This is a genomic window from Burkholderia metallica, from assembly GCF_902832845.1.
Classification (GTDB): Bacteria; Pseudomonadota; Gammaproteobacteria; order Burkholderiales; family Burkholderiaceae; genus Burkholderia; species Burkholderia metallica.
The window spans coordinates 86,766-110,761 of the sequence record NZ_CADFDB010000016.1 but is presented as its reverse complement, the minus strand read 5'-3'; the positions used below and the strand labels follow the sequence as shown (position 1 = coordinate 110,761).

14 protein-coding genes are annotated in these 23,996 nt (G+C 66.2%); 8 read left to right on the top strand and 6 right to left on the bottom strand.

The window, feature by feature from the left end; all coding sequences use genetic code 11:
* The first annotated feature begins 65 nt into the window (after window positions 1–65).
* Complete coding sequence (locus HWX08_RS31650; protein ID WP_174921854.1) at window positions 66–491, top strand: PACE efflux transporter; 426 nt, start codon at window positions 66–68, stop codon at window positions 489–491.
* A 9-nt stretch (window positions 492–500) separates the two neighbouring features.
* Here HWX08_RS31650 and HWX08_RS31645 read toward each other — a convergent pair whose 3' ends face one another.
* The 5 genes from HWX08_RS31645 to HWX08_RS31625 form a co-directional block, all read right to left on the bottom strand.
* Window positions 501–1,127 (bottom strand): trimeric intracellular cation channel family protein, encoded by a 627-nt coding sequence (locus HWX08_RS31645; protein ID WP_174921853.1) that lies wholly within the window; start codon window positions 1,125–1,127, stop codon window positions 501–503.
* Between the two features lie 295 nt (window positions 1,128–1,422).
* Window positions 1,423–2,370: a choline ABC transporter substrate-binding protein gene (locus HWX08_RS31640; protein WP_069260698.1), complete on the bottom strand. Its 948-nt coding sequence runs from the start codon at window positions 2,368–2,370 to the stop codon at window positions 1,423–1,425.
* 104 nt (window positions 2,371–2,474) lie between these two features.
* On the bottom strand, window positions 2,475–3,473 hold the full coding sequence (locus tag HWX08_RS31635; protein WP_011354068.1) for a GlxA family transcriptional regulator: 999 nt from the start codon (window positions 3,471–3,473) through the stop codon (window positions 2,475–2,477).
* Between the two features lie 108 nt (window positions 3,474–3,581).
* Entirely contained in the window at window positions 3,582–4,478 is an 897-nt protein-coding gene (gene choW, locus HWX08_RS31630; protein ID WP_069260699.1) for a choline ABC transporter permease subunit, read from the bottom strand.
* Window positions 4,471–5,640 (bottom strand): quaternary amine ABC transporter ATP-binding protein, encoded by a 1,170-nt coding sequence (locus HWX08_RS31625; RefSeq protein WP_242448787.1) that lies wholly within the window; start codon window positions 5,638–5,640, stop codon window positions 4,471–4,473. Before HWX08_RS31625 ends, choW begins: the two co-directional genes overlap by 8 nt.
* Window positions 5,641–6,245: 605 nt before the next feature.
* Between HWX08_RS31625 and HWX08_RS31620 the strand changes: the two genes are divergently transcribed.
* Together HWX08_RS31620 and HWX08_RS31615 are read left to right on the top strand one after the other, a co-directional pair.
* A complete protein-coding gene (locus HWX08_RS31620) occupies window positions 6,246–9,671 on the top strand; it encodes a DUF2339 domain-containing protein (protein WP_174921852.1) in 3,426 nt (1,141 codons plus the stop codon).
* Window positions 9,668–11,026: a DUF3999 domain-containing protein gene (locus HWX08_RS31615; protein ID WP_174921851.1), complete on the top strand. Its 1,359-nt coding sequence runs from the start codon at window positions 9,668–9,670 to the stop codon at window positions 11,024–11,026. The genes HWX08_RS31620 and HWX08_RS31615 overlap by 4 nt, the downstream gene beginning before the upstream one ends.
* A gap of 227 nt (window positions 11,027–11,253) precedes the next feature.
* On the opposite strand, the gene HWX08_RS31610 is transcribed toward HWX08_RS31615, so the two are convergent.
* Window positions 11,254–12,042, bottom strand: coding sequence for a GNAT family N-acetyltransferase (locus tag HWX08_RS31610; RefSeq protein WP_174921850.1), 789 nt, complete (start codon window positions 12,040–12,042; stop codon window positions 11,254–11,256).
* Between the two features lie 279 nt (window positions 12,043–12,321).
* On the opposite strand from HWX08_RS31610, the gene HWX08_RS31605 reads away from it, so the two are divergent.
* The 5 genes from HWX08_RS31605 to HWX08_RS34650 all read left to right on the top strand — a co-directional run bounded on the left by HWX08_RS31605 (window position 12,322) and on the right by HWX08_RS34650 (window position 23,874).
* Window positions 12,322–12,627, top strand: a complete 306-nt coding sequence (locus HWX08_RS31605; RefSeq protein ID WP_174921849.1) for an NIPSNAP family protein — start codon at window positions 12,322–12,324, stop codon at window positions 12,625–12,627.
* Window positions 12,628–12,938: 311 nt separating this feature from the next.
* Complete coding sequence (locus tag HWX08_RS31600) at window positions 12,939–13,589, top strand: NADPH-dependent FMN reductase (protein ID WP_174921848.1); 651 nt, start codon at window positions 12,939–12,941, stop codon at window positions 13,587–13,589.
* 233 nt (window positions 13,590–13,822) lie between these two features.
* Window positions 13,823–14,041, top strand: coding sequence for a transcriptional regulator (locus tag HWX08_RS31595; RefSeq protein ID WP_069261235.1), 219 nt, complete (start codon window positions 13,823–13,825; stop codon window positions 14,039–14,041).
* 95 nt (window positions 14,042–14,136) lie between these two features.
* Window positions 14,137–15,039: an aminomethyltransferase gene (locus tag HWX08_RS31590; RefSeq protein WP_069260706.1), complete on the top strand. Its 903-nt coding sequence runs from the start codon at window positions 14,137–14,139 to the stop codon at window positions 15,037–15,039.
* A gap of 1,266 nt (window positions 15,040–16,305) precedes the next feature.
* Entirely contained in the window at window positions 16,306–23,874 is a 7,569-nt protein-coding gene (locus HWX08_RS34650; RefSeq protein ID WP_175806995.1) for a YadA-like family protein, read from the top strand.
* The last annotated feature ends 122 nt before the right edge of the window (window positions 23,875–23,996 follow it).

Here is a 23,996-nt window from a genome sequence, read left to right as displayed (position 1 = left end):
CGCATAGCCTTGCGGGACGCCGCGGCACGGTGCCGCGGCGCGTGACGGTCAACCGGAGCAACTACGTGCAAGGCCTACCGCGCAGGATCACGCAGGCGGTGCTCTACGAAGCGATCGCGATTTCGTGCATCTCGCCCGTGATCGCGGCGATCTTCAAGCAGGACCTCGTCTATTCGGGCGCACTGTCGGCAACGATGTCGGCGATCGCGCTGCTGTGGAACATGCTTTTCAACGCGCTGTTCGAGCGCTGGGAAGCGTCGCGCCGGCGGCCGACGCGCACGCTCGGGCGACGCATCCTGCACGCGACCGGATTCGAAGGCGGGCTGATCTTCATCCTCGTGCCGGTCGTATCGTGGTGGCTCGACATCTCGTGGCTCGACGCGTTCGTCGTCGACATCGGGCTGTTTGCGTTCTTCTTCTGCTATGCGTTCGTGTTCCAGTGGGCGTTCGATCGGGTGTTCGACGTACCGGCGGCAACGAAGGAACCGTGAGCCGAGCGCTCACGCGCCGGTGGTGATTTTCGGCAATTGCCAGCCGAAGCGCACCGCCGCCATCCGCAGCGCAAAGCACGCAACACCGCCCAGCACGGCCGCGACGACCGGCGGACAACCGAGCCGCCGGCACGACACGACGCACACCGCGCCGAGCAGCGCCGCGCTCGCATAAATATCCGTGACCAGGACCGCCGGCACCCGCGCGAGCAGGACATCGCGCACGACACCGCCGCCGCAGCCGGTCACGGCGCCCATCAGCGTCGCGATGAACGGGTGAACCCGGAATTCGAGCGCCTTCACCGCGCCCGCGACCGCGAACAACGCGAGGCCGGCCGCATCGAGCGTCGTGAGCAGCGACGGAGAAAACGCGGCGACCCGCTCGTGAAACACGAACGCGAACAACCCGGAAGCGAACGCGAGCGCCGGATAGCGCCAGTCGCTCACGGCGCTCGGCGGCCGTGCGCCGATCAGCAGGTCGCGGATCACGCCGCCGCCGAGCGCGACGACGAGCGACAACACCATGACCCCGAACAGGTCGAGGCCGGCGCCAATCGCCGCATTGGCGCCCTCGATCGCAAACACCACCGTGCCCGCGAGATCGGCGGCGAGCACCACTTGCTCGATGCGCTTCATGCGAAACGACCGTCGGGATGCCGCGTCATCCGGCTGCGGCCCTCGTCGGCACGCATGGACATGTCGTTCAGCCGCCTGCCGTGTTCGTGTCGCCATCCGGATACATCACGCGTGTTGCGGATCATCGCCGCCTCCTCGATCGGATCGAGCAGTCTAGCGCATCGTCCTCTTGCCATCGCGCCGCGCGTGAAGCCGAATGCAAAAAGCCGGTGGAGGCAGGACGTGCGCCCCGCTTCCACCGGCTCGACGACGCGCCGGGCTCCCGGTCAGGACCGTGAAGCCCCGTGCCCGTCGCTCAATGCACGCCGAGATACGCCTTCACCGCCGGCAGCCCCGGCTTGCCGTCGAGCGTCGTCACGCCGGCGAGCCACTTGTCGAGCGCCTGCGGGTTCGCCTTCAGCCACTCGGCCGCCGCCTTGTTCGGGTCTTCCTTGTTCATGATCGGCATCATCACGTGGTTCTCGATCGACGTCGTGAACTGCAGGTTCGACACGAACTTCGCGACGTTCGGGCAGCGCTGCGAATAATCGGGCGGCGTCGCGGTCAGCACCTTCGCTTCGCCGTAGTTCGGACCGAACACGGCGTCGCCGCCGCTCAGGTAGTCGATCTTCATCTGCACGTTCATCGGATGCGGTTCCCAGCCGAGGAACACGATCCACTGCTTGTCGCGGATCGCGCGATTCACCTCGACCAGCATCCCGGCTTCGCTCGACTCGACCATCTTGAACTTGCCGAGGCCGAACTGGTTGCCGTCGATCATCTTCTTGATCAGCAGGTTGCCGTCATTGCCCGGCTCGATCCCGTAGATCTTGCCGTTGAGCTTGTCCGCGTATTTCTGGATGTCCGCGAACGACTTCAGGCCGCCCTGGTACACGTAGTCGGGCACCGCGAGCGTGTATTTCGCGCCGGTCAGGTTCGGCGTCGCGAGCACCTTGATCGTGCCGGCCTTCGTGAACGGCTGGATGATCGGGTCCATCGTCGGCGACCAGTAGCCGAGGAACACGTCGATCTGCTTGCTCTTGATCCCCGCGAACGTGATCGGCACCGATGCGATCGTCTTCGTCGGGTTGTAGCCGAGCCCCTGCAGCATCGTCGATGCGAGGCCGGTGGTCGCCGCGATGTCGGACCAGCCGACATCCGCGAAGCGCACGTTCTTGCATACGGGCGGATCGGCCGCATACACGGCCGACATCGGCGCGGTTATCCCGACCCCGCACACCGCTGCGATCAATAGGCGCTTCATCTTGCTTCTCCTCAAAGTGATGTCGTTTGCTTGAATGCGGGATCGTTTATTGAAGCCGCGCGCCGCGATCCCGGCGGCGTCGCGGACCGAATCGTGGCCCCGGTTCAGCGCCCCGGCAGCCGGCGCTCGTAGCTCGGCGCATGGCCGAACTGCGCGCGATAGGCCTTGCTGAAATGACATGGCGAATGAAAGCCGCAGACGGTCGTCACGCGCGCGATCGACGCGTCGGTCGTGCGCAGCAGGTCGCGTGCGCGTTTCAGGCGCAGCGTCAGGTAATAGTGGGTCGGCGACACGTTCAGGTACACCTTGAACATGCGCTGCAGATGCCGCTGCGACAGCCGCACGAGCCGCGCGAGTTCCTCCAGCGACAGCGGCTCCTCGATGTTCGCCTCCATCAGCCGCACGACCTCGATCAGCTCGGCGCGCGAGAAGCCGACCCGCGCATCGACCGGAATCGGCTGCGTATCGGTCGAACTGCGGATGCGCTCCAGGATGAACTGCTCGGACACCTGCGCGGCCAGCTGCTGGCCGAAACGCATGCCGACGAGGTTCAGCATCAGGTCGAGCGGCGCGGTGCCGCCGGTGCAGGTCAGCCGGTCGCGGTCGACGACGAACAGCTCGTCGGCGAACCCGACCTGCGGAAACTCGGCATGCAGCGCGGACAGGTTCTCCCAATGCACGGTGCAGCGATAGCCGTCGAGCAACCCGCTCGACATCAGCGCGTACGCACCGGTGCAGATACCGCCGAGCGGCAGCCCGCGTTCGGCGAGGGCCGCGAGCGTATCGCGCGCGCCTTCGTCGACCACGTCGCGGATGCGGATACCGCCGCACACGATCATCACGTCGGGCAGGTTCGTGTAGTCGAGCGCCTGCGTGGGCCGTACCGCGATGCCGTTGCTGGCGTGCACCGGACTGCCGTCGAGCGAGTAGATCGACCACTGGTAGTGATCGGCTCGCCCGACGTAGTTCGCCATCCGAAGCACTTCGACGGCGCTCGAGAACGCGATCATCGAAAAGTTCGGCAGCGTCAGGAAGCCGAAATGGGCGAGAGACGAAACCGGTGAAACGCAGGCGGCGGGCGCCACGGCGACGGCGGACGTCACATCGGTCTCCTGGCGAGGAGGTTGCAGGGGGCTAGCCCCGCGGCGCGAACCGCGGAGGCCGTTATCAAATATTCAGGGTGAGCGGCCGGCGGTGCCGGCCGCCGGAGGTCACGCTTGTGCGTGTGCGGCTTTCACGCGAAACAGCTGCTTGAGGCCCGAGAACAGCGGCGCCTTCACGGTGCCCGGCGCGCGGCCGAAGCTCTCGGTGATGCGGTCGAGAATGATCGCGAGCAGCACGACCGACAGGCCGCTTTCGAAACCGAGACCGATGTCGAGGCGCTGGATACTGGCGAGCACGTCGTTGCCGAGGCCGCCCGCGCCGACCATCGACGCGATGATCACCATCGACAGCGCCATCATGATCGTCTGGTTCACGCCCTGCATGATCGACGGCAGCGCGTTCGGAAACTGCACCTTGTACAGCAATTGCCACGGCGTGCAGCCGAATGCCTGGCCGGCTTCGACGATCTCGCGGTTCACGTGGCGGATACCGAGGCTCGTCAGGCGCACCGCGGGCGGCATCGCGAAGATCACCGTCGACAGGATCCCCGGCACGCGGCCAAGACCGAACAGCATCGCGGCCGGAATCAGGTAGACGAAGGCCGGCATCGTCTGCATCAGGTCGAGGATCGGGCGCACGATCGCGGCAACCCACTTGCTCTTCGCGGCCCAGATGCCGAGCGGAATGCCGAGCACGAGGCTGATGATCGTCGACGACAGCGTGAGGCCGAGCGTGATGACCGTCTGGTCCCAGAAGCCGGTGGCGAAGATCAGCAGCAGCGACGCGGTGGTGAACAGCGCAAAGCGCCAGCCCACCCGCCACAGCCCGACGCCGATGAAGATGGCCATCATCATCCACATCGGGATCGCCTGCAGGCCGTGCTCGACGAATGCCGCGAGCCCTTCGATCGCCTGGCCGATCGCGTCGAACGTCTTTGCGTCGTGGTCGAGCAGATAGTGAACGGACTGGTCGACCCAGGTACCGAGCGGAATCATTTCAGACATGGGAACCTCGCGAACGCGTGATGGCCTTCAGGATGAGCGCACGATCGACCGAGCCGCAGTAGCAGCCGTCGTCGTCGACGACCGGCAGTGCATTCGGGCTCGCGACCACGCGCGCGACGACATGTTCGAGCGACGCGTCGCGCCGGATGCTTTCGATCGGCCGCACCGACGGCGTGGCCTGACCGAGCGCGTCCCGCGTGACGAAGCCGCGGATCTTGCGTTCGGCGTCGAGCACGAACGCGTATTCGGCGCTGCCGTTGAGCGTCGCCGCGACGTTCGCGGCATCGCACTTCGACACGAGCGGCACGGCGCCCGTCTGCATCAGGTCGCCGGCCGTGAGGTAGCGGCTGGTGTCGATGCCGTCGAAGAATGCGCGCACGTAATCGTCGGCCGGGTTCGCGATGATGTCCTGCGGCGTGCCGACCTGCACGAGCCGGCCGCCTTCCATGATCGCGATGCGGTTGCCGATGCGCAGCGCTTCCTCGAGATCGTGCGACACGAACATGATCGTGCGGCGCTGCTCCTTCTGCAGTTGCAGCAGCACGTCCTGCATTTCGCGGCGCTTGAGCGGGTCGAGCGCGGAGAACGCCTCGTCCATGATCATCAGCGACGGGTTCACGGCCAGCGCGCGGGCCAGGCCGACGCGCTGCTGCATGCCGCCCGACAGCTCGGACGGCAGCTTGTGCGAGAACGGCGCGAGGCCGACCTGCTCGAGCACTTCCATCGCACGGCGCTCGCGCTCCTTCTTGCCCATGCCCGCGACTTCCAGCCCGAACGCGGCATTCGACACCACGGTGCGATGCGGCATCAGCGCAAACGACTGGAACACCATGCTCATGTCCTTGCGGCGCAGCGCGGTCAGCGCCGAGCGGCGTGCCGACGCGACATCGAGCCCGTCGATCATCACCTTGCCGGCGCTCGGATCGACCAGCCGGTTCACGAGGCGGATCAGCGTGGACTTGCCGGAGCCGGACAGGCCCATCAGCACGAAAATTTCGCCTTCCTGCACATCGAAGGAGACGTTGTGCACGCCGACGACCTGGCCGGTGCGCTTGAGCACATCGTCCTTCGTCGCGCCGGCGGCGAGCATGTCGAGCGCCTGCTGCGGATTACTTCCAAACACCTTGCACAGACCTTCGACCACGACCTTGGGGGCATCCATCGAAACCTTCTCCTCGTGTAGCGGGGACTCGCACTTGCATAGCGTGCCTACATAGTTGCCAGAAAAAACCCCGACCTGCCGACGAATTACGACAAACGCTTGCGCAAATACGACACGGTCGCCGGCCCCGCCCGGCGGCCCGCAGCACGGGTCGGCACCCGATTGCGGCGGCGCAATACGCGCACGGCCAGCAACGGCGGGCATCGCGCACCGGACTTGTGCGCAGCAGCGCGACGCATATCGCGCCGCGCGGTGCGCCGATTCGCATCGGGCGCGCGTCGCTTTACGACAATTTCACGTCCGTTCGCGCGTCGCTCTGCTCTGACGAATGCGCGTCGCGCGCACCGGCAAAAAGCATGATCGTGCAGAAAGAACCGTGTGGCGACACCGGACGGCGCACGCCGCGATACCGCGTCAACCCGGAAAATCCACGATGGCCGCTGTGATACATTCCCCGCCAACAGGCTGATCGCGACGCAGGCCGCCACGCGGCCCCCGCTGTCAGCAGCGCATGCCGGTTCGCCTGCCGGCCATGCCGACACCGCCTCGATCGGCAAACATCCGGTCGCAGGCCGATAACGATACGAGAGAGGGAGCAAGGCGAGATGAACTGGGCTTTTACCGCAATCGGCTTCATCGTGGGCGGGATTGCCGCATTGATCGGGGACTTCTCCGCCATCAACGGCGCAGTGCTCGGCGCCGCGATCGGGTTCTGCCTCGACAACACGCTGCAACAGCGCAAGCGCAAAGCCAAGGGCGCGACACCCGGCACGTTCGCGATGCAGGCGCCGCCTGCACCGCCGCCGGTTCCGCTGGCCGAGCGCGTCGCGCGCCTCGAAGCGACCGTCGAGACGCTGACCCGTGAAGTCGCGTCGCTGCGCGGCCAGCTTGCCGGCGCGCACGCCGGCTCGGCCACCACCGGCGCGACCGCGCCCACACCCGCGGGCACCGCAACTGCATCCGCATCCGCCACGCCATTCGCCCCTGTCCCGCCGTCGGCTGCGCTGCCGCCGCGCCCGCCGGCCCAGCCGGCAGCCGCACGCGCGGACGCATCCGCATCCGCATCCGCATCCGCATCCGCATCCGCATCCGTATCGGCGCCCTCTTCCGCACCGGTTCGCGCCGCCGCACCGGCGCCGGCCACGACGCCCCGTGCAAGCGAAACACCGGCCGCACCGTCGATCCCGCCCGCACCGCCCCAACCGCGCGAACCCGGCATCGCCGAGCGCGCGTTCCGCGCCGCGCGCGACTGGCTGCTCGGCGGCAACACGGTCGTGCGCGTCGGGATCGTCGTGCTGTTCTTCGGTGTCGCGTTCCTGCTCAAGTACGCGGCCGACAACAATATGCTGCCGATCGAATTCCGCCTCGCGGGCACCGCGCTCGCCGCGGCCGCGCTGCTTGCGGTCGGCTGGCGCGTGCGCGCGCGCCGCGCCGCGTACGGGCTCGTGCTGCAGGGCGGTGGCGTCGGCATCCTGTACCTGACGATCTTCGCCGCGACCAAGCTCTACGCGCTGCTGCCCGTCGGCGCCGCGTTTCCGCTGATGGTGGCCGTGTGCGCGCTGAGCGCGTTCCTCGCGGTGCGGCAGAACGCACTGCCGTTCGCGTTCATGGGCAGCGCGGGCGGCTTTCTCGCACCGGTGCTGCTGTCGACCGGCCAGGGCAACCACGTCGCGCTGTTCAGCTACTACGCACTGCTGAACGCAGGTATCTTCGCGATCGCGTGGTTCAAGGCGTGGCGTCCGCTGAACCTGCTCGGCTTCGTGTTCACGTTCACGATCGGTTCGGCGTGGGGCGTGACGGCCTACCGCCCCGCGCTGTTCGCGAGCACCGAGCCGTTCCTGATCCTCTTCTTCCTGATGTATGTCGGCATCGCACTGCTGTATGCGGTGAAGCGCGAGCTCGCGCTGCGGCACTACGTGGACGGCACGCTCGTGTTCGGCACGCCGATCGTCGCGACCGCGCTACAGGCGTCGCTCGTGAAGGACGTGCCGTTCGGGCTCGCGTGGAGCGCGGTCGCGCTGTCGGCGTTCTACGTCGCGGTCACCGCCTGGCTCGCGCGGCGCCGCGACCGCCTCGCGCTGCTGTTCGAATCCACGCTCGCGCTCGCGGTGATCTTCGCGACGCTGGCCGTGCCGCTCGCGTTCTCGGGCCCGACGACGAGCGCCGCGTGGGCGATCGAAGGCGCGGCCGTCGTGTGGCTCGGCGTGCGCGAGAAGCGCATGCTGCGCTTCGGCTTCGGGCTGCTGATGCAGGTTGCCGCGGCCGGTGCGTTCTTCACGAGCCTGCTCGGGCCGGCCGACACCACCGCGCTGCCCGTGCTCAACAGCCCGTACATCGCGATGCTGCTGATCGCGCTCGCCGGCCTGTTCACCGGCTGGTGGCTGCACGGGCGCGGCGAAGCGCGCGCGTGGCATGCGTGGATGCCCGAGATCGGCGCCGCCGCGGCCGCGTGGGGGCTGCTGTGGTGGGTCAGCGGCGTGCTGCACGAGATCCTCGTCTACGCGAGCCGTCACGTCGACCTGCATGCCGATCGCTTCGTCGTCGATACTACCGCGCTGTTCGCGGCCGGCACCGCGTGGCTCGCGCACGTCGCGCGCCGCCGGCTCGCGTGGCCGCTCGCCGAATGGCCCGCGCTCGCGCTGACGCCGGTGCTGGCGCTGCTCGCGCTGCGCGCGTTCGATGCGCATGAGGCGCCGCTGTCGGGAATGGGCGCGTTCGCGTGGCCCGTCGCGGTCGGCGCGGCGCTTGCGCTGCTGTGGCGCCAGTCGCGCGGGCCGGCGACCGTCGAACCCGCGACAGGCACCGCGCCCGGTCTCGTGCCATCCGTCGCCGCGGGCATCGTCGCGCCGCTGCACACACTGATGTTCTGGACCGTGTGCGGGCTGCTGTCGCTCGAAGGCTTCTGGCGCCTGCGCGCGTACGTGCCCGAAGGCGCATGGAGCTGGAGCGCGTGGGCCTACGGCTTCGGCGCGCTGCTCCTGCTGGTGTCCGGCCCCGGCTCGCGCCTGCGCTGGCCCGTCGCGACGTTTCCGCGCGCGTACCAGGTGTGGGGCGCGGCACCGCTCGCCGCACTGCTGTGGCTGTGGAGCGTCGCCAGCGTGATCAGCGACGGCAACGCGGCGCCGCTCTTCTGGCTCCCGCTGCTCAATCCGCTCGACATCGCGCAGTTCCTGGTGTTCGTCGCATTCGCCGTATGGCTGCGCCGCCTGCGCACGCTCGGCATCGCGTGGCATCCGCGCATCGTCGACTACGTGGCGATCGCAACCGTGTTCCTGTGGTTCAACGCGCTGCTGCTGCGCACGCTGCATCACCGTTTCCACACGGGTTACGACATCGACACCGTGCTGTCGTCGTTCGACATCCAGCAAGTGTTCATGGTCGGCTGGAGCCTGTTCGCGTTCGCCGGGATGTGGCTGACGCGTCGCGACGGCATCGCCCGTGTGTGCGCGCTCGCGTCGCTGCCGCTGATCGTCGTGATGTGGGTGTGGACCTTCTACGCGAACTTCACGCAGGACGGCGGCAGCTGGGCGCGCGTGCCGCTCTTCAATCCGCTCGACCTCGTGCTCGCGGTCGTCTATGCGCTCGCCGCGTCGTGGTTCGTGCGCGCGCGCAAGCTCGGCTGGTCGTTCGGCCAGTACCGCGTCCAACTGCTGAGCGCAGCCGGGGCGACCGCGTTCCTGTGGCTGAACGCGATCCTGCTGCGCACGCTGCATCACTGGGCCGGCGTGCCGTACGCACTCGGCGCGATGGCGGAATCGACGCTCGTGCAGGCGTCGGTGTCCGTGTACTGGACGCTCTGCGCGCTCGCGATCACGATCTGGGCCACGCGCCGCGGGCTGCGCCCGCTGTGGTTCGTCGGCGCCGCGCTGCTCGCGCTCACGGTCGTCAAGCTGTTCCTGTTCGACCTGTCGCACGTGACCGGCATCGAGCGCATCGTGTCGTTCATCGGCATCGGCGTGCTGCTGCTGTTGATCGGCTACTTCTCGCCGCTGCCGCCGAAGGCCGCCGCGCCACGGGACGACGCCGCATGAAACGATTCGCCGCCCTGCTCGGACTGAGCGTGCTCGCGTCGTTCGCCGCGGCCGACGGCGCGCCGGAGGCCGGGCGCGTCGCGCAGCGCTTCTCGCTCGACCTCGACGGCGCCGCCGCGTATTACCAGCTCACCGTGCCGCAGCCCGTCTATGCGGCGAGCCGGCGCGACGATCTCGGCGACGTGCGCATCTTCAACGGCGCGGGCGAGCCGGTGCCGTATTCGCTCGATGCACCCGCCGCGGCCGCACCCGCCGTGCCGCCGCACCGCACGCCGGTGCACTGGTTTGCGCTGCCGCCCGCGCGCGCCGACGACGGCAACGCACCGCTCGGCGTGACGGTCGGCCCGGACGGCGCGCTGCGCGCGGGCGTCGCCGCACCGGCGCGCGCGAAGCATGGCGCGGATCTCGTCGACCTGTCGCATGCGGACGGCAACATCGACGCGCTGCTCGTGCACGTGGGCGACGACAGCTACCAGGGGCGTGTCGCCGTCGAAGCCAGCGACGACCTGCGCAACTGGCGCGCACTCGGCAGCACGCAACTGCTGAAGGTCGGCCACGGCGACGACATGCTGGTGCAGGAACGCATCGCGCTCGACGGCGCGGCGCCGCGCTATCTGCGGCTCGACTGGCTCGACGGTGCGCCCGCGATCGCATCGATCGACGTCGAAACGCACCCGCGCGATGCGCTCGGGACCGATACCGCGTCCGTGCCGCGCCAATGGCGCGACGCCGTACGCGTGCGGGCGGCCGGCACGCCCGGCGAATACCTGTTCGACACCGACGGCGCGTATCCGGTCGACCGCGTGCGCATCGACCTGCCGCAGCCGAACACCGTCGCGCGCGCGACGCTGCAGAGCCGCGCCGACGCGCAGGCGCCGTGGCGAGACGTCGCGGCTGCCGTGCTGTTCCGGTTGCACGGCAAGGCCGGCGAGCAGCGCAATCCGCCGCTCGAGTTCGCGGCGAATACGGATCGCGCGTGGCGGATCGTCGTCGACATGCGCAACGGCGGATTCGGCGGCGGCCAGCCGGCCGTCTCGATCGGCTGGCATCCGGCCGCGCTGACCTTCGTCGCACGCGGCACGCCGCCGTTTACGCTCGGCGTCGGCGCCGCGTCGCTCGGGTCGTCGGCCGTGAGCCGCGATGCGTTGCTGGTCGGCATGGCGCCCGAAGTGCGGCCCGCGCGCGTCGGCGCGGCGTTGCCGGTTTCGGCGGTCGCGCCGGCACCGGCCGCCGACACGGACGCCCCGCGCCGCTACGTGCTGTGGGCGGCGCTCGTCGTCGCGGTCGGCGTGCTCGGCACGATCGCATGGCGCGTCGCGAAAGGCGGCGGCGCTACGCACGGCCGCGACGAGTAACGCCGCGCGGTCATGCCCGGGCCCGTTCGCAGGCCTGCGGCACGATGTCGATCGGCGCAATGAACGGCAATGACACGAGCACGCCGCGCGGCAGCATAAAAAGCGCGTAAACATCGGTTTCGCCGCGATGCGGCGGGGGTGTCTCGAGGGCCTGACACGAGCGGGAGCGCCACACTCCGCTCACGCGACGTTTGCGCGGCAAAACAGGAAAAGACGGCGCGCGGCGTTCAGCCGAACGTGTAGCGTCCGTGCTGACGCGGCCGCCACGGCGACGAGCGGCAGCTCGCGGCACCGGCCGCGCGTCGCGCCGCCCAGCCCGCGCCACGTCGCACGTGCAAGTCGCGTCGGGCCATCACGGCCACACGCGACGGCAACGCGTGCACAAGACGACGCACGGCCGCCACGCGTGCGGCCACGCGCGACGCCGTCGACACGCGACGCACGACGTGCGCGACGGGCCGCTTGCAGAGAATCGCGCTGTCGTAGCACTTGCCGTCGAAGCGCATCACGTCGACGACGTCGAAACCCTGCGCGCCGTAGAACGCGAGCAGGTGCGACGCGGGATGCGGCGTATCGAGCGCGAGCAGCGTATAGCCGCGCAATGCGGCCCATTGCTCGGCGAACGCGAGCAGCAACGCGCCGATCCCGCGGCTCTGGCAAGCCGGGTCCACCGCCACCTGCCGCACGCTCGCGACGCCTTCGCGCCGGTACAGCGAGCATGCCGACGACGGATCGGTCGCATACAGCGTGGCCGTGCCGATCACGCGCCCGCCGCACACGGCGACATAGCACTCGCCCGCTTCCGCGCGACGGCGCGTGACGTCGACGTCCTGGTCGACGCACGTGCAGTTGAGCCCCATCGCGCCGAGCCGCGCGAACGCGCGATGCAGCATCGGCGTGAGTTGCGCATAGCTGTCCAAAGCCGGATCGAAACGCCGCACGATCACCCGATCGGCGCACGCGACAGGCGGCGCGGCAGGTGTGCGTTCGGCGGTTGCGTTCCAGGGTATCGACATCGCCATGCTCCGTGGTTGGGATGCCCGAAGTCTAGGAGCGCGCCGACCGCCCTCGCAAGAAAAAATGTCGTAAAAGTCGGGCGGTTGGCGAGCGGAAGAAACGGTGGCGGCGGTGCGTGCGGCAACGCTGCGCGCGTCGCGGCGAACGCATGACGGAATGCCGTTCGTTGCCCGCGCAAGCAACGCATCGCGCGACGGCACCGCTCACCGGCATGCGCCGTTGACACATGCGGCAACGCCCGCCAGACTCGCGGATTCCTCCTTGCCCCGGGCGCGCTCATGATCACCTGCTACCTTCGCTACGTCGTCGATCCGTACAAGCTCGACCAGTTCGAAACCTACGGCCAGATGTGGATTCCGCTCGTCGAGCGGTTCGGCGGCACGCATCACGGCTATTTCCTGCCGTCCGAAGGGGCGAACAACATCGCGCTCGCGATGTTCTCGTTCCCGAGCCTCGCCGAATACGAGCGCTACCGAGAACGGTCGATGGACGATCCGGCCTGTCAGGCGGCGTTCCGCTACGCGGAGGAAACGCGCTGCATCGTCAGTTACGAGCGCAGCTTCTTCCGGCCGGTGTTCGCGTAACGGGCCACGGCCCGGTACATCGCGCCCCCTTTTCCGGAACGGGACGAAAAAAAGCCCCGCCTGCATCCGCGCGGCGGGGCCAACCCATGTCAGTAGAGACATCATGGAGGAGACGGGCCCATCTTATCGACCGCGGCCCGCCGTCCCAACCAAGCATTTCTGCTATCGATCTGGGCGGGCGCGCACACGATTGCCCCTGCCGCGCGGCATATCGATAGAACGAAAAGTCGTTTTCAGAGTGGCGTCGGGGTCGTTACCATCTGGTTTTAAGCCTGTGCTTAGCCGGGCAAGCCATCCCCAAGGAGCGCCCCTTGACTGCATTCGATCAGCACCGCCGCCCGTTCGTCGTCGGCATTGGCGGGACCACCCGGGCAGCGTCGTCCACCGAACGCGCGCTGTCGTTCGCATTGCGCGGCGCGCAGGCCGCCGGCGCACGTACGCGCCTGTTCGACGGCCCGTTCCTGCATACGCTGCCGCACTACGCCCCCGAACATAAAACGCTGACCGACGCGCAGCGCGAACTGATCGACGCCGTACGCGAAGCCGACGCGATCATCATCGCGACGCCCGGCTATCACGGCGGCGTTTCCGGCCTCGTGAAGAACGCGCTCGACACGCTGGAAGAACTGCGCGCGGACGATCGTCCGTACCTCGACGGGCGCGCGGTCGGCCTGATCGTCACCGCCTACGGCTGGCAGGCGGCCGGCACCGTGCTGACGTCGCTGCGTTCGATCGTGCACGCGCTGCGAGGCTGGCCGACGCCGTTCGGCGCAACCGTGAACACGCTCGAAACGCGCTTCGACAGCGCCGACAGCTGCTCGGATCCGAAGGTCGTCGCCCAGCTCGAAACGGTCGGCTCGCAAGCGGCCGAGTTCGCGCTCGCGTTCGCGTCGCACCGTGCGGCATCGCATGCGGCATCGGTCGATGCGCTCGCGCCCGTGCTGAAGATCGCCAACCAGTAAGTCTCCCGCCTTCCACCGCCCGCGCCCGGCCGACCTGCTTCGCCGGCGCGGGCGGCGCACATCCGAGCGGCCATGCGCCGCGCACGCCGACGCTTCTCCTAGATCGCTCTTTTCCCGCACCCCCGTGCCGATAACGATTCGGCCCGCCGCGTGATTTGCATTGGCCGAAAGATTGGTTCACGCCGCAGGCGGGTTTTCGTACGCTGAACCTCCGCACTCTCTCCGCGCACGCCATGAACCGTACGATCCGCTACAAGGGTTATGAAGTCGCCCCCGCTGCCGCCCGGTTGCCGAACGGGCTGTTCGCCGCCAACCTGACGATCGAGAAGGCGAGCAGCGGCCCGTCGCCGCGCTCCGTGTCGTTCGACGCAATCGATTTCTTCTTCGAGGAAGAACACGCGCTGGCCTACGCGTCCCGCTGGGGTCGCCTCTGGGTCGACACGCACGCGTGATGCACGCGGGGCCGGCCTGCGCATCGCCGCTCGAAAATACGCGTTTACGGAAGGTATGTAAGAATCTTTCGATCCGTAATCGCATAACAATAGCCATGAGTGACACGCTGCAGGAAGAGCACGCAGCCGCAGATCACGCAATGCGCAACTGGACCTTCGAGAGGCAAGGTCCGGTCCGGATCGGTTCCGATGCGCACAAGCAGATGTTCTGCCGCATGCTGCTCGACACACACAACCCGTACAAGCCGGCGGTGATCGACTGGCCAGCGCTCAAGCCCGCCGAGCTCAGGCGGCTCACGTCGCTGCCGATCTGGGACATCGCGGTGCAAACGGAAGGCCGCGCATCGATCCGCGTGGCGACCTATGCGGCCACGATCGGCGATCCGCTGCTGCGCCGCGCGCTCGAGATGGACGGCAACGAGGAAGCGCGCCACAAGGTCGTGCTGTCGAAGCTCGTCGAGGCGTACGGTATCCGGCTCGCGCCCGAGCCGGCTTACCCGGCGCCCACCGATCCCGAATGGTCGTGGATGATGACGGGCTTCAGCGAATGCATCGACAGCTTCTTCGCATTCGGCCTGTTCCGCTCCGCGCAGCGCTCCGGCTATTTCCCGCCCGAACTCGTCGAGACCTTCGAACCGGTGATCCAGGAAGAAGGCCGCCACATCCTGTTCTTCGTGAACTGGTACGCGTGGTACTGGCGCACGATGCCGTGGTGGCGCCGGCCGTGGTTCTTCGCCCGCGTCGCCGCCGTATGGGTGTGCCTGATCCGCGACCGCATGAGCATCGCGCGCGGCATCGACGCCGACGGCGCGGCGCGCGATGCGAATTTTCCGGCAACCGGCACCGCCGACATCGGCGACGCGCTGAACCCGCGCGAACTGATCGCGCTGTGTCTCGAGGAGAACGACCGGCGGATGGCCGGATACGACAAGCGCCTGCTGCGCCCGATGTTCGTGCCGCGGATGGCGCGGCTCGCGCTGCGGTTTCTCAGGAAGTAACGCAGCCGCTGCGGGCAATCGCGCGGTTGCCCGCGGTCGTCCGGTTGCCCGGTTGCCGGTGGTCAGGTCGAGCGATCGGGCAAGGTTATCGGCGATCGAAACGGCGAGGCGGGCTGAATTCCGGCCCGATCCGGACGCGGGCAATCGCATCGCCCCGCGTCCGGGCGTGCAGCGGCGCGACACGCAGTGATCGACGCATTCGGTCTGTTCCGTGCCCCGCGCCGCGTGTCCCGTTCGGTTCGGACTTCAGTAGTGCGCGTTCGTCGTATTTGCATCGCGCGCACCCCGTTACCTGTGCTGTGCGGGCCCGACACCCGCTCGAAGCCCCTCCACCGGACACGGCGCAGGATCGCACCGACGTGCATCCGGCTGCCGAATGTCGCGCATCCGACACATTTATTCCCGCCCTTTTTTCTTCGACGTTTCGGGGCGCGCGGACACATTGTCGCACCCGAAATTTGACGATTCGGGAACGTCGCCGCCGACGCCCGGCCGGCGTTTTTAACACCTCCTCCCCCGCAAGCCCGCAGCAGGAGCAGGTCACGCCTCCCTGATTGATTCGTACCCTCTGCGAACACCGCTGCATTACCACCACGACGGAAATAGTCAATAAGACAAATTCGAAAATGCATGATGGTGAACAAGTTCATCACGCCGTAGCACTTTTTTACAACTTCGACGCGCCAACCCGCCGGGAACGCCCGCCGCGCGGACCATCGCAGCGGACGAGATGCGCAGATCAGCATAGTCCGGTAGTCGGGATTTCCAATTAAAGAGATTGGCAGTTAATTAAATAAATTAAAATCAAACTGCGTGAAAAACATAAAATTAACAAATTAATAAAAATACAATTGAATTATCCGGCAGCGCATTCTCAAAAATTACAAAGATGAAAGAATCCATCATCGCGCAAACGTTTGCCATTTCATTTGTCTTACGTTTGAGACGTTTCCATGTGTAATCCATCGCACATATCGACAGCAACTCATTGATTTTTATGAGAAACATTGGATGTGCAGCAGATGATTCGAATCCTTCATTTATCATTCTTACAACCTTCAAATACATTCGAACCCAATACATCAAAAGACGACTTATTAACCATCCTTTAACTTTACCAACCCGCTATTTGTCACTTTTTAGCAATCTTATAAATCCTCCTCCAATAAACTCCGCCCATCAATTTTGAGATTCGCGCGAACGCACGGAATATTCCTCTAACGAAAGAGACCGGTGTGTGGCGTGCATATTTGGAGGTAGCAGGACATGAACCGCACATACCGCTCGATCTGGAACGAAGCCCTTGGCGCGTGGGTCGCCGCGTCGGAACACGATTCGGCACGGGGAAAGCCGAACAAGTCGGCCGTCGTCAGGGCCGTCGCAGCCGCTGTGCTCGTCGCGGGAACAGCCGGCAACGTCGCGCACGCGCAGTATGTGGCGGGCAATAGTGGGGGCGGCGTCTCCGCAACTGGCGGCCAGGCGATCGCGATCGGGGGCAACAACGGCAGCACGACAACGGCCAGCGGCGCAACGTCGATTGCAATCGGCGCAAACGCGACGGCATCGGGCAACTACTCGCAGGCATTCGGCCAGGCCACGACGGCAACCGGCGCAAGTGCAATCGGTATCGGCTCCGGCGCGAAGGCACTGAACACGGGCGCAACCGCAGTCGGCAACGACACCACGGCATCAGGCTCCAGCGCAATCGCGATCGGCGGCGGCAACAGCTCCGGCACCGGCGGCGCGGTTGCGGCAGGCACGAATGCAATCGCGGTGGGCCGCTTCTCGAACGTCAACTCCGCGACGACGTCGGGTATCGCGATCGGTGCAAACGCAGCCGTTACGTCGGCAGGCAACAACGCGACGGCGCTCGGTTCGGCGGCCACGGCGGGTGGTGCTGGCGCGTCCGCCCTCGGCTATGGCGCGACGGCCGCCGGCACCAACTCCCTGGCGCTCGGCGCAAGCAGCACGGCCAATTACGCGTCCAGCGTCGCGATCGGCGCGGGAAGCGTGACCGGCACGGCCGCGCCGGCGGGAACGGGCTATCTGACGGGCAGCGCTGCGCCACTGTCGGAAGTTTCGGTCGGCAGCTCAACGGCACTGCGCCGTATCACGAACGTCGCCGACGGCTCGGCGCCGCAGGATGCCGTCACCGTCTCCCAGCTCAGCACCGGGATGAGCGTGACGACGAGCGCGATCAGCAGCCTGTCGACGTCGGCTTCGACCGGCATCAGCTCGCTGTCCACTGGCCTGAGCTCGACCAACAGTTCGGTCACCTCGCTGTCGACCTCCACGTCGACTGGCCTGTCGTCGGCTAACAGCTCGATCACTTCGCTGTCCACCTCGACTTCGACTGGTATCAACTCGCTGTCTACCGGCATCAGCTCGGCAAAAAGCTCGATTACTTCGCTGTCGACCTCCACGTCGACGGGCCTGTCGTCGGCCACAAGCTCGATCACGTCGCTGTCCACGTCAACTTCGACTGGCATCAACTCGCTGTCTACCGGTATCAGCTCGGCTAACAGCTCGGTTACTTCGTTGTCAACGTCCACTTCGACCGGTCTGTCGTCGGCCAACAGCTCGATCACGTCGCTGTCCACGTCGACTTCGACTGGCATCAACTCGCTGTCTACCGGTATCAGCTCGGCAAACAGCTCGGTTACCTCGCTGTCGACGTCCGCATCGACGGGCCTGTCGTCGGCTAACAGCTCGATCACTTCGCTGTCGACGTCGACTTCGACCGGCATCAACTCGCTGTCCACGTCCGCGTCGACCGGCCTGTCGTCGGCTAACAGCTCGATCTCTTCGTTGTCCACGTCGACTTCGACCGGCATCAGCTCGCTGTCCACGTCCGCGTCGACCGGCCTGTCGTCGGCCAACAGCTCGATCTCTTCGCTGTCCACGTCCGCATCGACGGGGCTGTCGTCGGCCAATAGCTCGATCACGTCGTTGTCCACCTCGACTTCGACTGGCATCAACTCGCTGTCCACGTCCGCGTCGACCGGCCTGTCGTCGGCCAATAGCTCGATCACGTCGCTGTCCACGTCGACTTCGACCGGCATCAACTCGCTGTCCACGTCCGCTTCGACGGGTCTGTCGTCGGCTAACAGCTCGATCACTTCGTTGTCCACGTCGGCTTCGACCGGCATCAGCTCGCTGTCCACGTCCGCATCGACCGGCCTGTCGTCGGCCAACAGCTCGATCACGTCGCTGTCCACGTCGACTTCGACCGGCATCAACTCGCTGTCCACGTCCGCATCGACGGGTCTGTCGTCGGCCAACAGCTCGATCACTTCGTTGTCCACGTCGACTTCGACCGGTATCAACTCGCTGTCCACGTCCGCATCGACGGGCCTGTCGTCGGCCAACAGCTCGATCACCTCGCTGTCCACGTCGACTTCGACCGGGATCAACTCGCTGTCCACGTCCGCGTCGACCGGCCTGTCGTCGGCCAACAGCTCGATCACCTCGCTGTCCACGTCGACTTCGACCGGCATCAACTCGCTGTCCACCGGCTTGAGCACGGTTTCGACCAAGACGGACAATCTCGGCACCAGCACGGCGTCGGCACTCGGCGGCGGCTCGACGTACGACCCGACGACCGGCAAAGTCTCGGCGCCGGCGTACACCACGTACAACGCCGACGGCACGACGGCGACGGCCAACAGCGTGGGCTCGGCGATCGACAACATCAACAGCAAGGGCATCAAGTATTTCCACGCGAACTCGACCGGCGCCGACAGCACCGCGTCCGGCACCGACGCCATCGCGATCGGCACCGCCGCCGTTGCCAGCGCCAACGATTCGATTGCCATTGGCAACGGCGCCAATGCCGGCGACAGCAATTCCGTGGCACTCGGCGCCAATTCGAAGACCGGCCCGGCCGTCGGCACGAGCAGCGCGACTGTAAACGGCGTTACGTTCGGTGGATTCCAAGGCTCCACGCCGGCCGGCACCGTCAGCGTCGGCAGCGCGGGCAAGGAGCGACAAATCACCAATGTCGCCGCCGGCCAGGTAACGCCGACCAGTACCGACGCGATCAACGGCAGCCAGCTTTACTCGGTCGCCCAACAAGTTGGTTCCGCGACCAGCGCCATTTCGTCGCTGTCCACGTCGACGTCGACGGGGCTGTCGTCGGCTAACAGCTCGATCACGTCGCTGTCGACTTCGACTTCGACCGGCCTCTCTTCGGCCAATAGCTCGATCACATCGCTGTCGACTTCGACGTCGACGGGCCTCTCGTCGGCTAACAGCTCGATCACCTCGCTGTCCACGTCGACTTCGACCGGTCTGTCGTCGGCTAATAGCTCGATCACTTCGCTGTCCACGTCGACCTCGACGGGTCTGTCATCGGCTAACAGCTCGATCACTTCGTTGTCGACTTCGACTTCAACGGGTCTGTCCTCGGCTAACAGCTCGATCACTTCGCTCTCGACCTCGACCTCGACGGGCCTGTCGTCGGCTAATAGCTCGATCACTTCGCTGTCCACGTCGACCTCGACGGGTCTGTCGTCGGCTAACAGCTCGATCACTTCGTTGTCGACTTCGACTTCGACGGGTCTGTCATCGGCTAACAGCTCGATCACTTCGCTCTCGACCTCGACCTCGACGGGCCTGTCGTCCGCTAATAGCTCGATCACCTCGCTGTCGACTTCGACCTCGACGGGCCTGTCGTCGGCCAATAGCTCGATCACGTCGCTCTCGACCTCGACGTCGACGGGCCTCTCGTCGGCTAACAGCTCGATCACATCGCTGTCGACCTCGACTTCGACCGGCTTGTCGTCGGCTAATAGCTCGATCACTTCGCTGTCCACGTCGACCTCGACGGGTCTGTCATCGGCTAACAGCTCGATCACTTCGTTGTCGACTTCGACTTCGACGGGTCTGTCCTCGGCTAACAGCTCGATCACTTCGCTCTCGACCTCGACCTCGACGGGCCTGTCGTCGGCCAACAGCTCGATCACTTCGTTGTCGACTTCGACCTCGACTGGCCTTTCGTCGGTTAATAGCTCGATCACGTCGCTCTCGACCTCGACGTCGACGGGCCTCTCGTCCGCTAATAGCTCGATCACCTCGCTGTCGACTTCGACTTCGACGGGCCTCTCGTCGGCAAACAGCTCGATCACGTCGCTGTCGACTTCGACTTCGACCGGCCTGTCGTCGGCAAACAGCTCGATCGACTCGCTGTCGACTTCGACGTCGACCGGCTTGTCGTCCGCTGACAGCTCGATTACGTCGCTCTCGACTTCGACTTCGACCGGCCTGTCGTCGGCAAACAGCTCGATCACGTCGCTGTCGACCTCGACCTCGACCGGTCTGTCGTCGGCAAACAGCTCGATCACGTCTCTGTCGACTTCGACCTCGACGGGTCTTTCGTCGGCCAACAGCTCGATTGACTCTCTGTCCACGTCGACTTCGACGGGTCTTTCGTCGGCAAACAGCTCCATCACGTCGCTGTCGACCTCGACCTCGACGGGTCTTTCGTCGGCAAACAGCTCGATCACGTCGCTGTCGACTTCGACCTCGACGGGTCTTTCGTCGGCCAACAGCTCGATCGACTCTCTGTCCACGTCGACTTCGACTGGCCTCTCGTCGGCCAACAGCTCGATCACGTCGTTGTCGACTTCGACCTCGACGGGCCTGTCGTCGGCTAACAGCTCGATCACGTCGCTGTCGACCTCGACCTCGACCGGCCTGTCGTCGGCTAATAGCTCGATCACGTCGCTGTCGACCTCGACTTCGACCGGCCTGTCGTCGGCTAACAGCTCGATCACGTCGCTGTCGACCTCGACCTCGACGGGTCTCTCATCGGCTAATAGCTCGATCACGTCGCTGTCGACCTCGACCTCGACCGGTCTGTCTTCGGCTAACAGCTCGATCACGTCGCTGTCGACCTCGACGTCGACGGGTCTTTCGTCGGCCAACAGCTCGATCACGTCGCTGTCCACCTCGACGTCGACCGGCCTGTCGTCGGCTAACAGCTCGATCGATTCGCTGTCGACTTCGACTTCGACCGGCCTTTCGTCGGCCAACAGCTCGATCACCTCGCTGTCGACCTCGACCTCGACTGGCCTCTCGTCGGCCAATAGCTCCATCACGTCGCTGTCGACCTCGACCTCGACCGGCCTCTCGTCGGCCAACAGCTCGATCACCTCGCTGTCGACCTCGACCTCGACTGGCCTCTCGTCGGCCAATAGCTCCATCACGTCGCTGTCGACCTCGACCTCGACCGGGCTGTCTTCGGCTAACAGCTCGATCGATTCGCTGTCGACCTCGACCTCGACCGGCCTCTCGTCGGCCAACAGCTCGATCACGTCGCTCTCGACCTCGACCTCGACGGGTCTTTCGTCTGCCAACAGTTCGATCACGTCGCTGTCCACGTCGACTTCGACGGGTCTTTCGTCGGCTAACAGCTCGATCACTTCGTTGTCGACCTCGACTTCGACCGGCCTCTCGTCGGCCAACAGCTCGATCACGTCGTTGTCGACTTCGACCTCGACGGGTCTTTCGTCGGCTAACAGCTCGATCACGTCGCTGTCCACCTCGACCTCGACGGGTCTTTCGTCGGCTAACAGCTCGATCACGTCGCTTTCCACCTCGACGTCGACCGGCCTGTCGTCGGCTAACAGCTCGATCGATTCGCTGTCGACTTCGACCTCGACCGGCCTTTCGTCGGCCAACAGCTCGATCACGTCGCTGTCGACCTCGACTTCGACCGGTCTGTCTTCGGCTAACAGCTCGATCGATTCGCTGTCGACTTCGACCTCGACCGGCCTCTCGTCGGCCAACAGCTCGATCACGTCGTTGTCGACCTCGACTTCGACCGGCCTCTCGTCGGCTAATAGCTCGATCACGTCGCTGTCCACATCGACCTCGACCGGCCTGTCGTCGGCCAACAGCTCGATCAGCTCGCTGTCGACCTCGACGTCGACCGGCCTGTCGTCGGCTAACAGCTCGATCAGCTCGCTGTCGACCTCGACCTCGACCGGCCTGTCGTCGGCCAACAGCTCGATCACGTCGCTGTCGACCTCGACCTCGACCGGCATCAACTCGCTGTCCACCGGCCTGAGCAACACGAACAGCACGATCCTGTCGCTGTCCACGTCGACGTCGACCGGCATCGGCTCGCTGTCCACCGGCCTGAGCACCACGAACAGCAACGTCGCTTCGCTGTCGACCTCGACCTCGACCGCGATCAATGCCGCGAAGACGCACTACTACAGCGTCAACGACAACGGCACGCAGCAAGGCAACTACGACAACACGGGCGCGACGGGCGTCAACGCCCTGGCAGCCGGCACGAACGCCAGCGCGGCCGGCAACAGCAGCGTGGCAGTCGGCGACGGTTCGAACGCGCAGACGGCAGGCGCGGTCGCGATCGGCCAGAACGCATCGGCATCGGGCGGCAAGGCGGTGTCGATCGGCTCCGGCAACACGGCAAGCGGCGACGGCGCAGTCGCGATCGGCGACCCGAGCATCGCAACGGGTACCGGCGCGGTGGCGATGGGCGCGAACGACACGGCGACCGGCAACGGCGCAGTGGCGCTCGGCAACGCGAACACGGCCAACGGCGCGAGCGCGCTCGCCCTCGGCAGCTCGAACCAGGCGCTCGCCGACAACACGATCGCACTCGGCAGCCAGGCCACGGCCAGCGCCGTCGGCGCGCAGGCCTACGGCTCGGCCGCGAAGGCCACGGCCGCCGACGCACTCGCCTTCGGCACGAACGCGCAGGCCAACGTCGCCAACTCGATCGCACTCGGCGCGAACTCGGTCACGAGCACCGCGAACCCGACGTCGAGCGCCACGATCGGCGGCGTCCAGTACTTCTTCGCGGGCAACTCGCCGGTCGGCGTGGTGAGCGTCGGCGCACCGGGCCAGGAACGCCAGATCACGAACGTCGCCGCCGGCCGGATCTCCGACACGAGCACGGACGCGATCAACGGCAGCCAGCTGAACGCGACGAACAACGCGGTGAATGCGCTGTCGACGTCGACCGCGTCGAACGTCGCGTCGCTGTCGACGGGCATCAACTCGCTGTCCACCGGCCTGAGCACGACGAACAGCAACGTGGCGTCGCTGTCCACATCGACCTCGACCGCGATCAACTCGCTGTCGACGGGCCTGAGCACGACGAACAGCAACGTCAACTCGCTGTCGACGTCGACCTCGACCGGCATCGGCTCGCTGTCCACCGGCCTGAGCACGACGAACAGCAACGTGGCGTCGCTGTCGACCGGCGTGAACAACATCAACAACACGTTGAACCAGCTGTCGACGACGATCAACAACAACCAGACGCGTGCCGCCAACAACAACGGCATCGCGGCCGACATGAACGGTACGGGCAGCGATGCGCCGAAGGTCACTGCCGGCTCGAACTCGGTGGCGATCGGCGCGAATTCGACCGACAGCAACCGCCAGAACGTCGTATCGGTCGGCAGCGACACGCAGCAGCGCCAGGTCATCAACGTCGCGCCGGGTACGCAAGGCACCGACGCGGTGAACGTGAACCAGTTGACGCAGGTGCAGACGACGCTGTCGACGGCACTGTCGGGCCAGCAGGCGCAGATCAACTCGCTGGGTTCGCAACTGCAGCAGACCGACCAGATGGCGAAGCAGGGTATCGCGGCCGTCGGTGCGATGGCGTCGATCCCGCAGCTCGATCGCGACGCCAACTTCGGGATGGGCGTGGGCACGTCGACCTTCCTCGGCCAGAAGGCGATGGCGGTCAGCATGCAGGCGCGCATCACGGAGAACCTGAAGGCGTCGGTCAACGGCGGCTTCAGCGGCGGTCAGAAGGTGATCGGCGCCGGCATGCTGTACCAGTGGAAGTAACGCGTCGCGCCGCCAGGCCGTCCGGCTCGCCAGCCGGACGGCCCGCGGCGGCCCCGACGGCCGGACGAGCCCGCCGCGCGCCCCGTGGCGGGCTTCAGTCAACCCAAGCATTGAGGAAGTAA

Excerpts from the sequence above, each read along its gene's own strand:
- HWX08_RS31645 (WP_174921853.1), bottom strand. The coding sequence starts at position 1,127 with ATGAAGCGCATCGAGCAAGTGGTGCTCGCCGCCGATCTCGCGGGCACG.
- HWX08_RS34650 (WP_175806995.1), top strand. The coding sequence starts at position 16,306 with ATGAACCGCACATACCGCTCGATCTGGAACGAAGCCCTTGGCGCGTGG.
- HWX08_RS31640 (WP_069260698.1), bottom strand. The coding sequence starts at position 2,370 with ATGAAGCGCCTATTGATCGCAGCGGTGTGCGGGGTCGGGATAACCGCG.
- HWX08_RS31620 (WP_174921852.1), top strand. The coding sequence starts at position 6,246 with ATGAACTGGGCTTTTACCGCAATCGGCTTCATCGTGGGCGGGATTGCC.
- HWX08_RS31625 (WP_242448787.1), bottom strand. The coding sequence starts at position 5,640 with ATGGATGCCCCCAAGGTCGTGGTCGAAGGTCTGTGCAAGGTGTTTGGA.
- HWX08_RS31595 (WP_069261235.1), top strand. The coding sequence starts at position 13,823 with ATGAACCGTACGATCCGCTACAAGGGTTATGAAGTCGCCCCCGCTGCC.
- choW (WP_069260699.1), bottom strand. The coding sequence starts at position 4,478 with ATGTCTGAAATGATTCCGCTCGGTACCTGGGTCGACCAGTCCGTTCAC.
- HWX08_RS31605 (WP_174921849.1), top strand. The coding sequence starts at position 12,322 with ATGATCACCTGCTACCTTCGCTACGTCGTCGATCCGTACAAGCTCGAC.
- HWX08_RS31590 (WP_069260706.1), top strand. The coding sequence starts at position 14,137 with ATGAGTGACACGCTGCAGGAAGAGCACGCAGCCGCAGATCACGCAATG.
- HWX08_RS31610 (WP_174921850.1), bottom strand. The coding sequence starts at position 12,042 with ATGTCGATACCCTGGAACGCAACCGCCGAACGCACACCTGCCGCGCCG.
- HWX08_RS31615 (WP_174921851.1), top strand. The coding sequence starts at position 9,668 with ATGAAACGATTCGCCGCCCTGCTCGGACTGAGCGTGCTCGCGTCGTTC.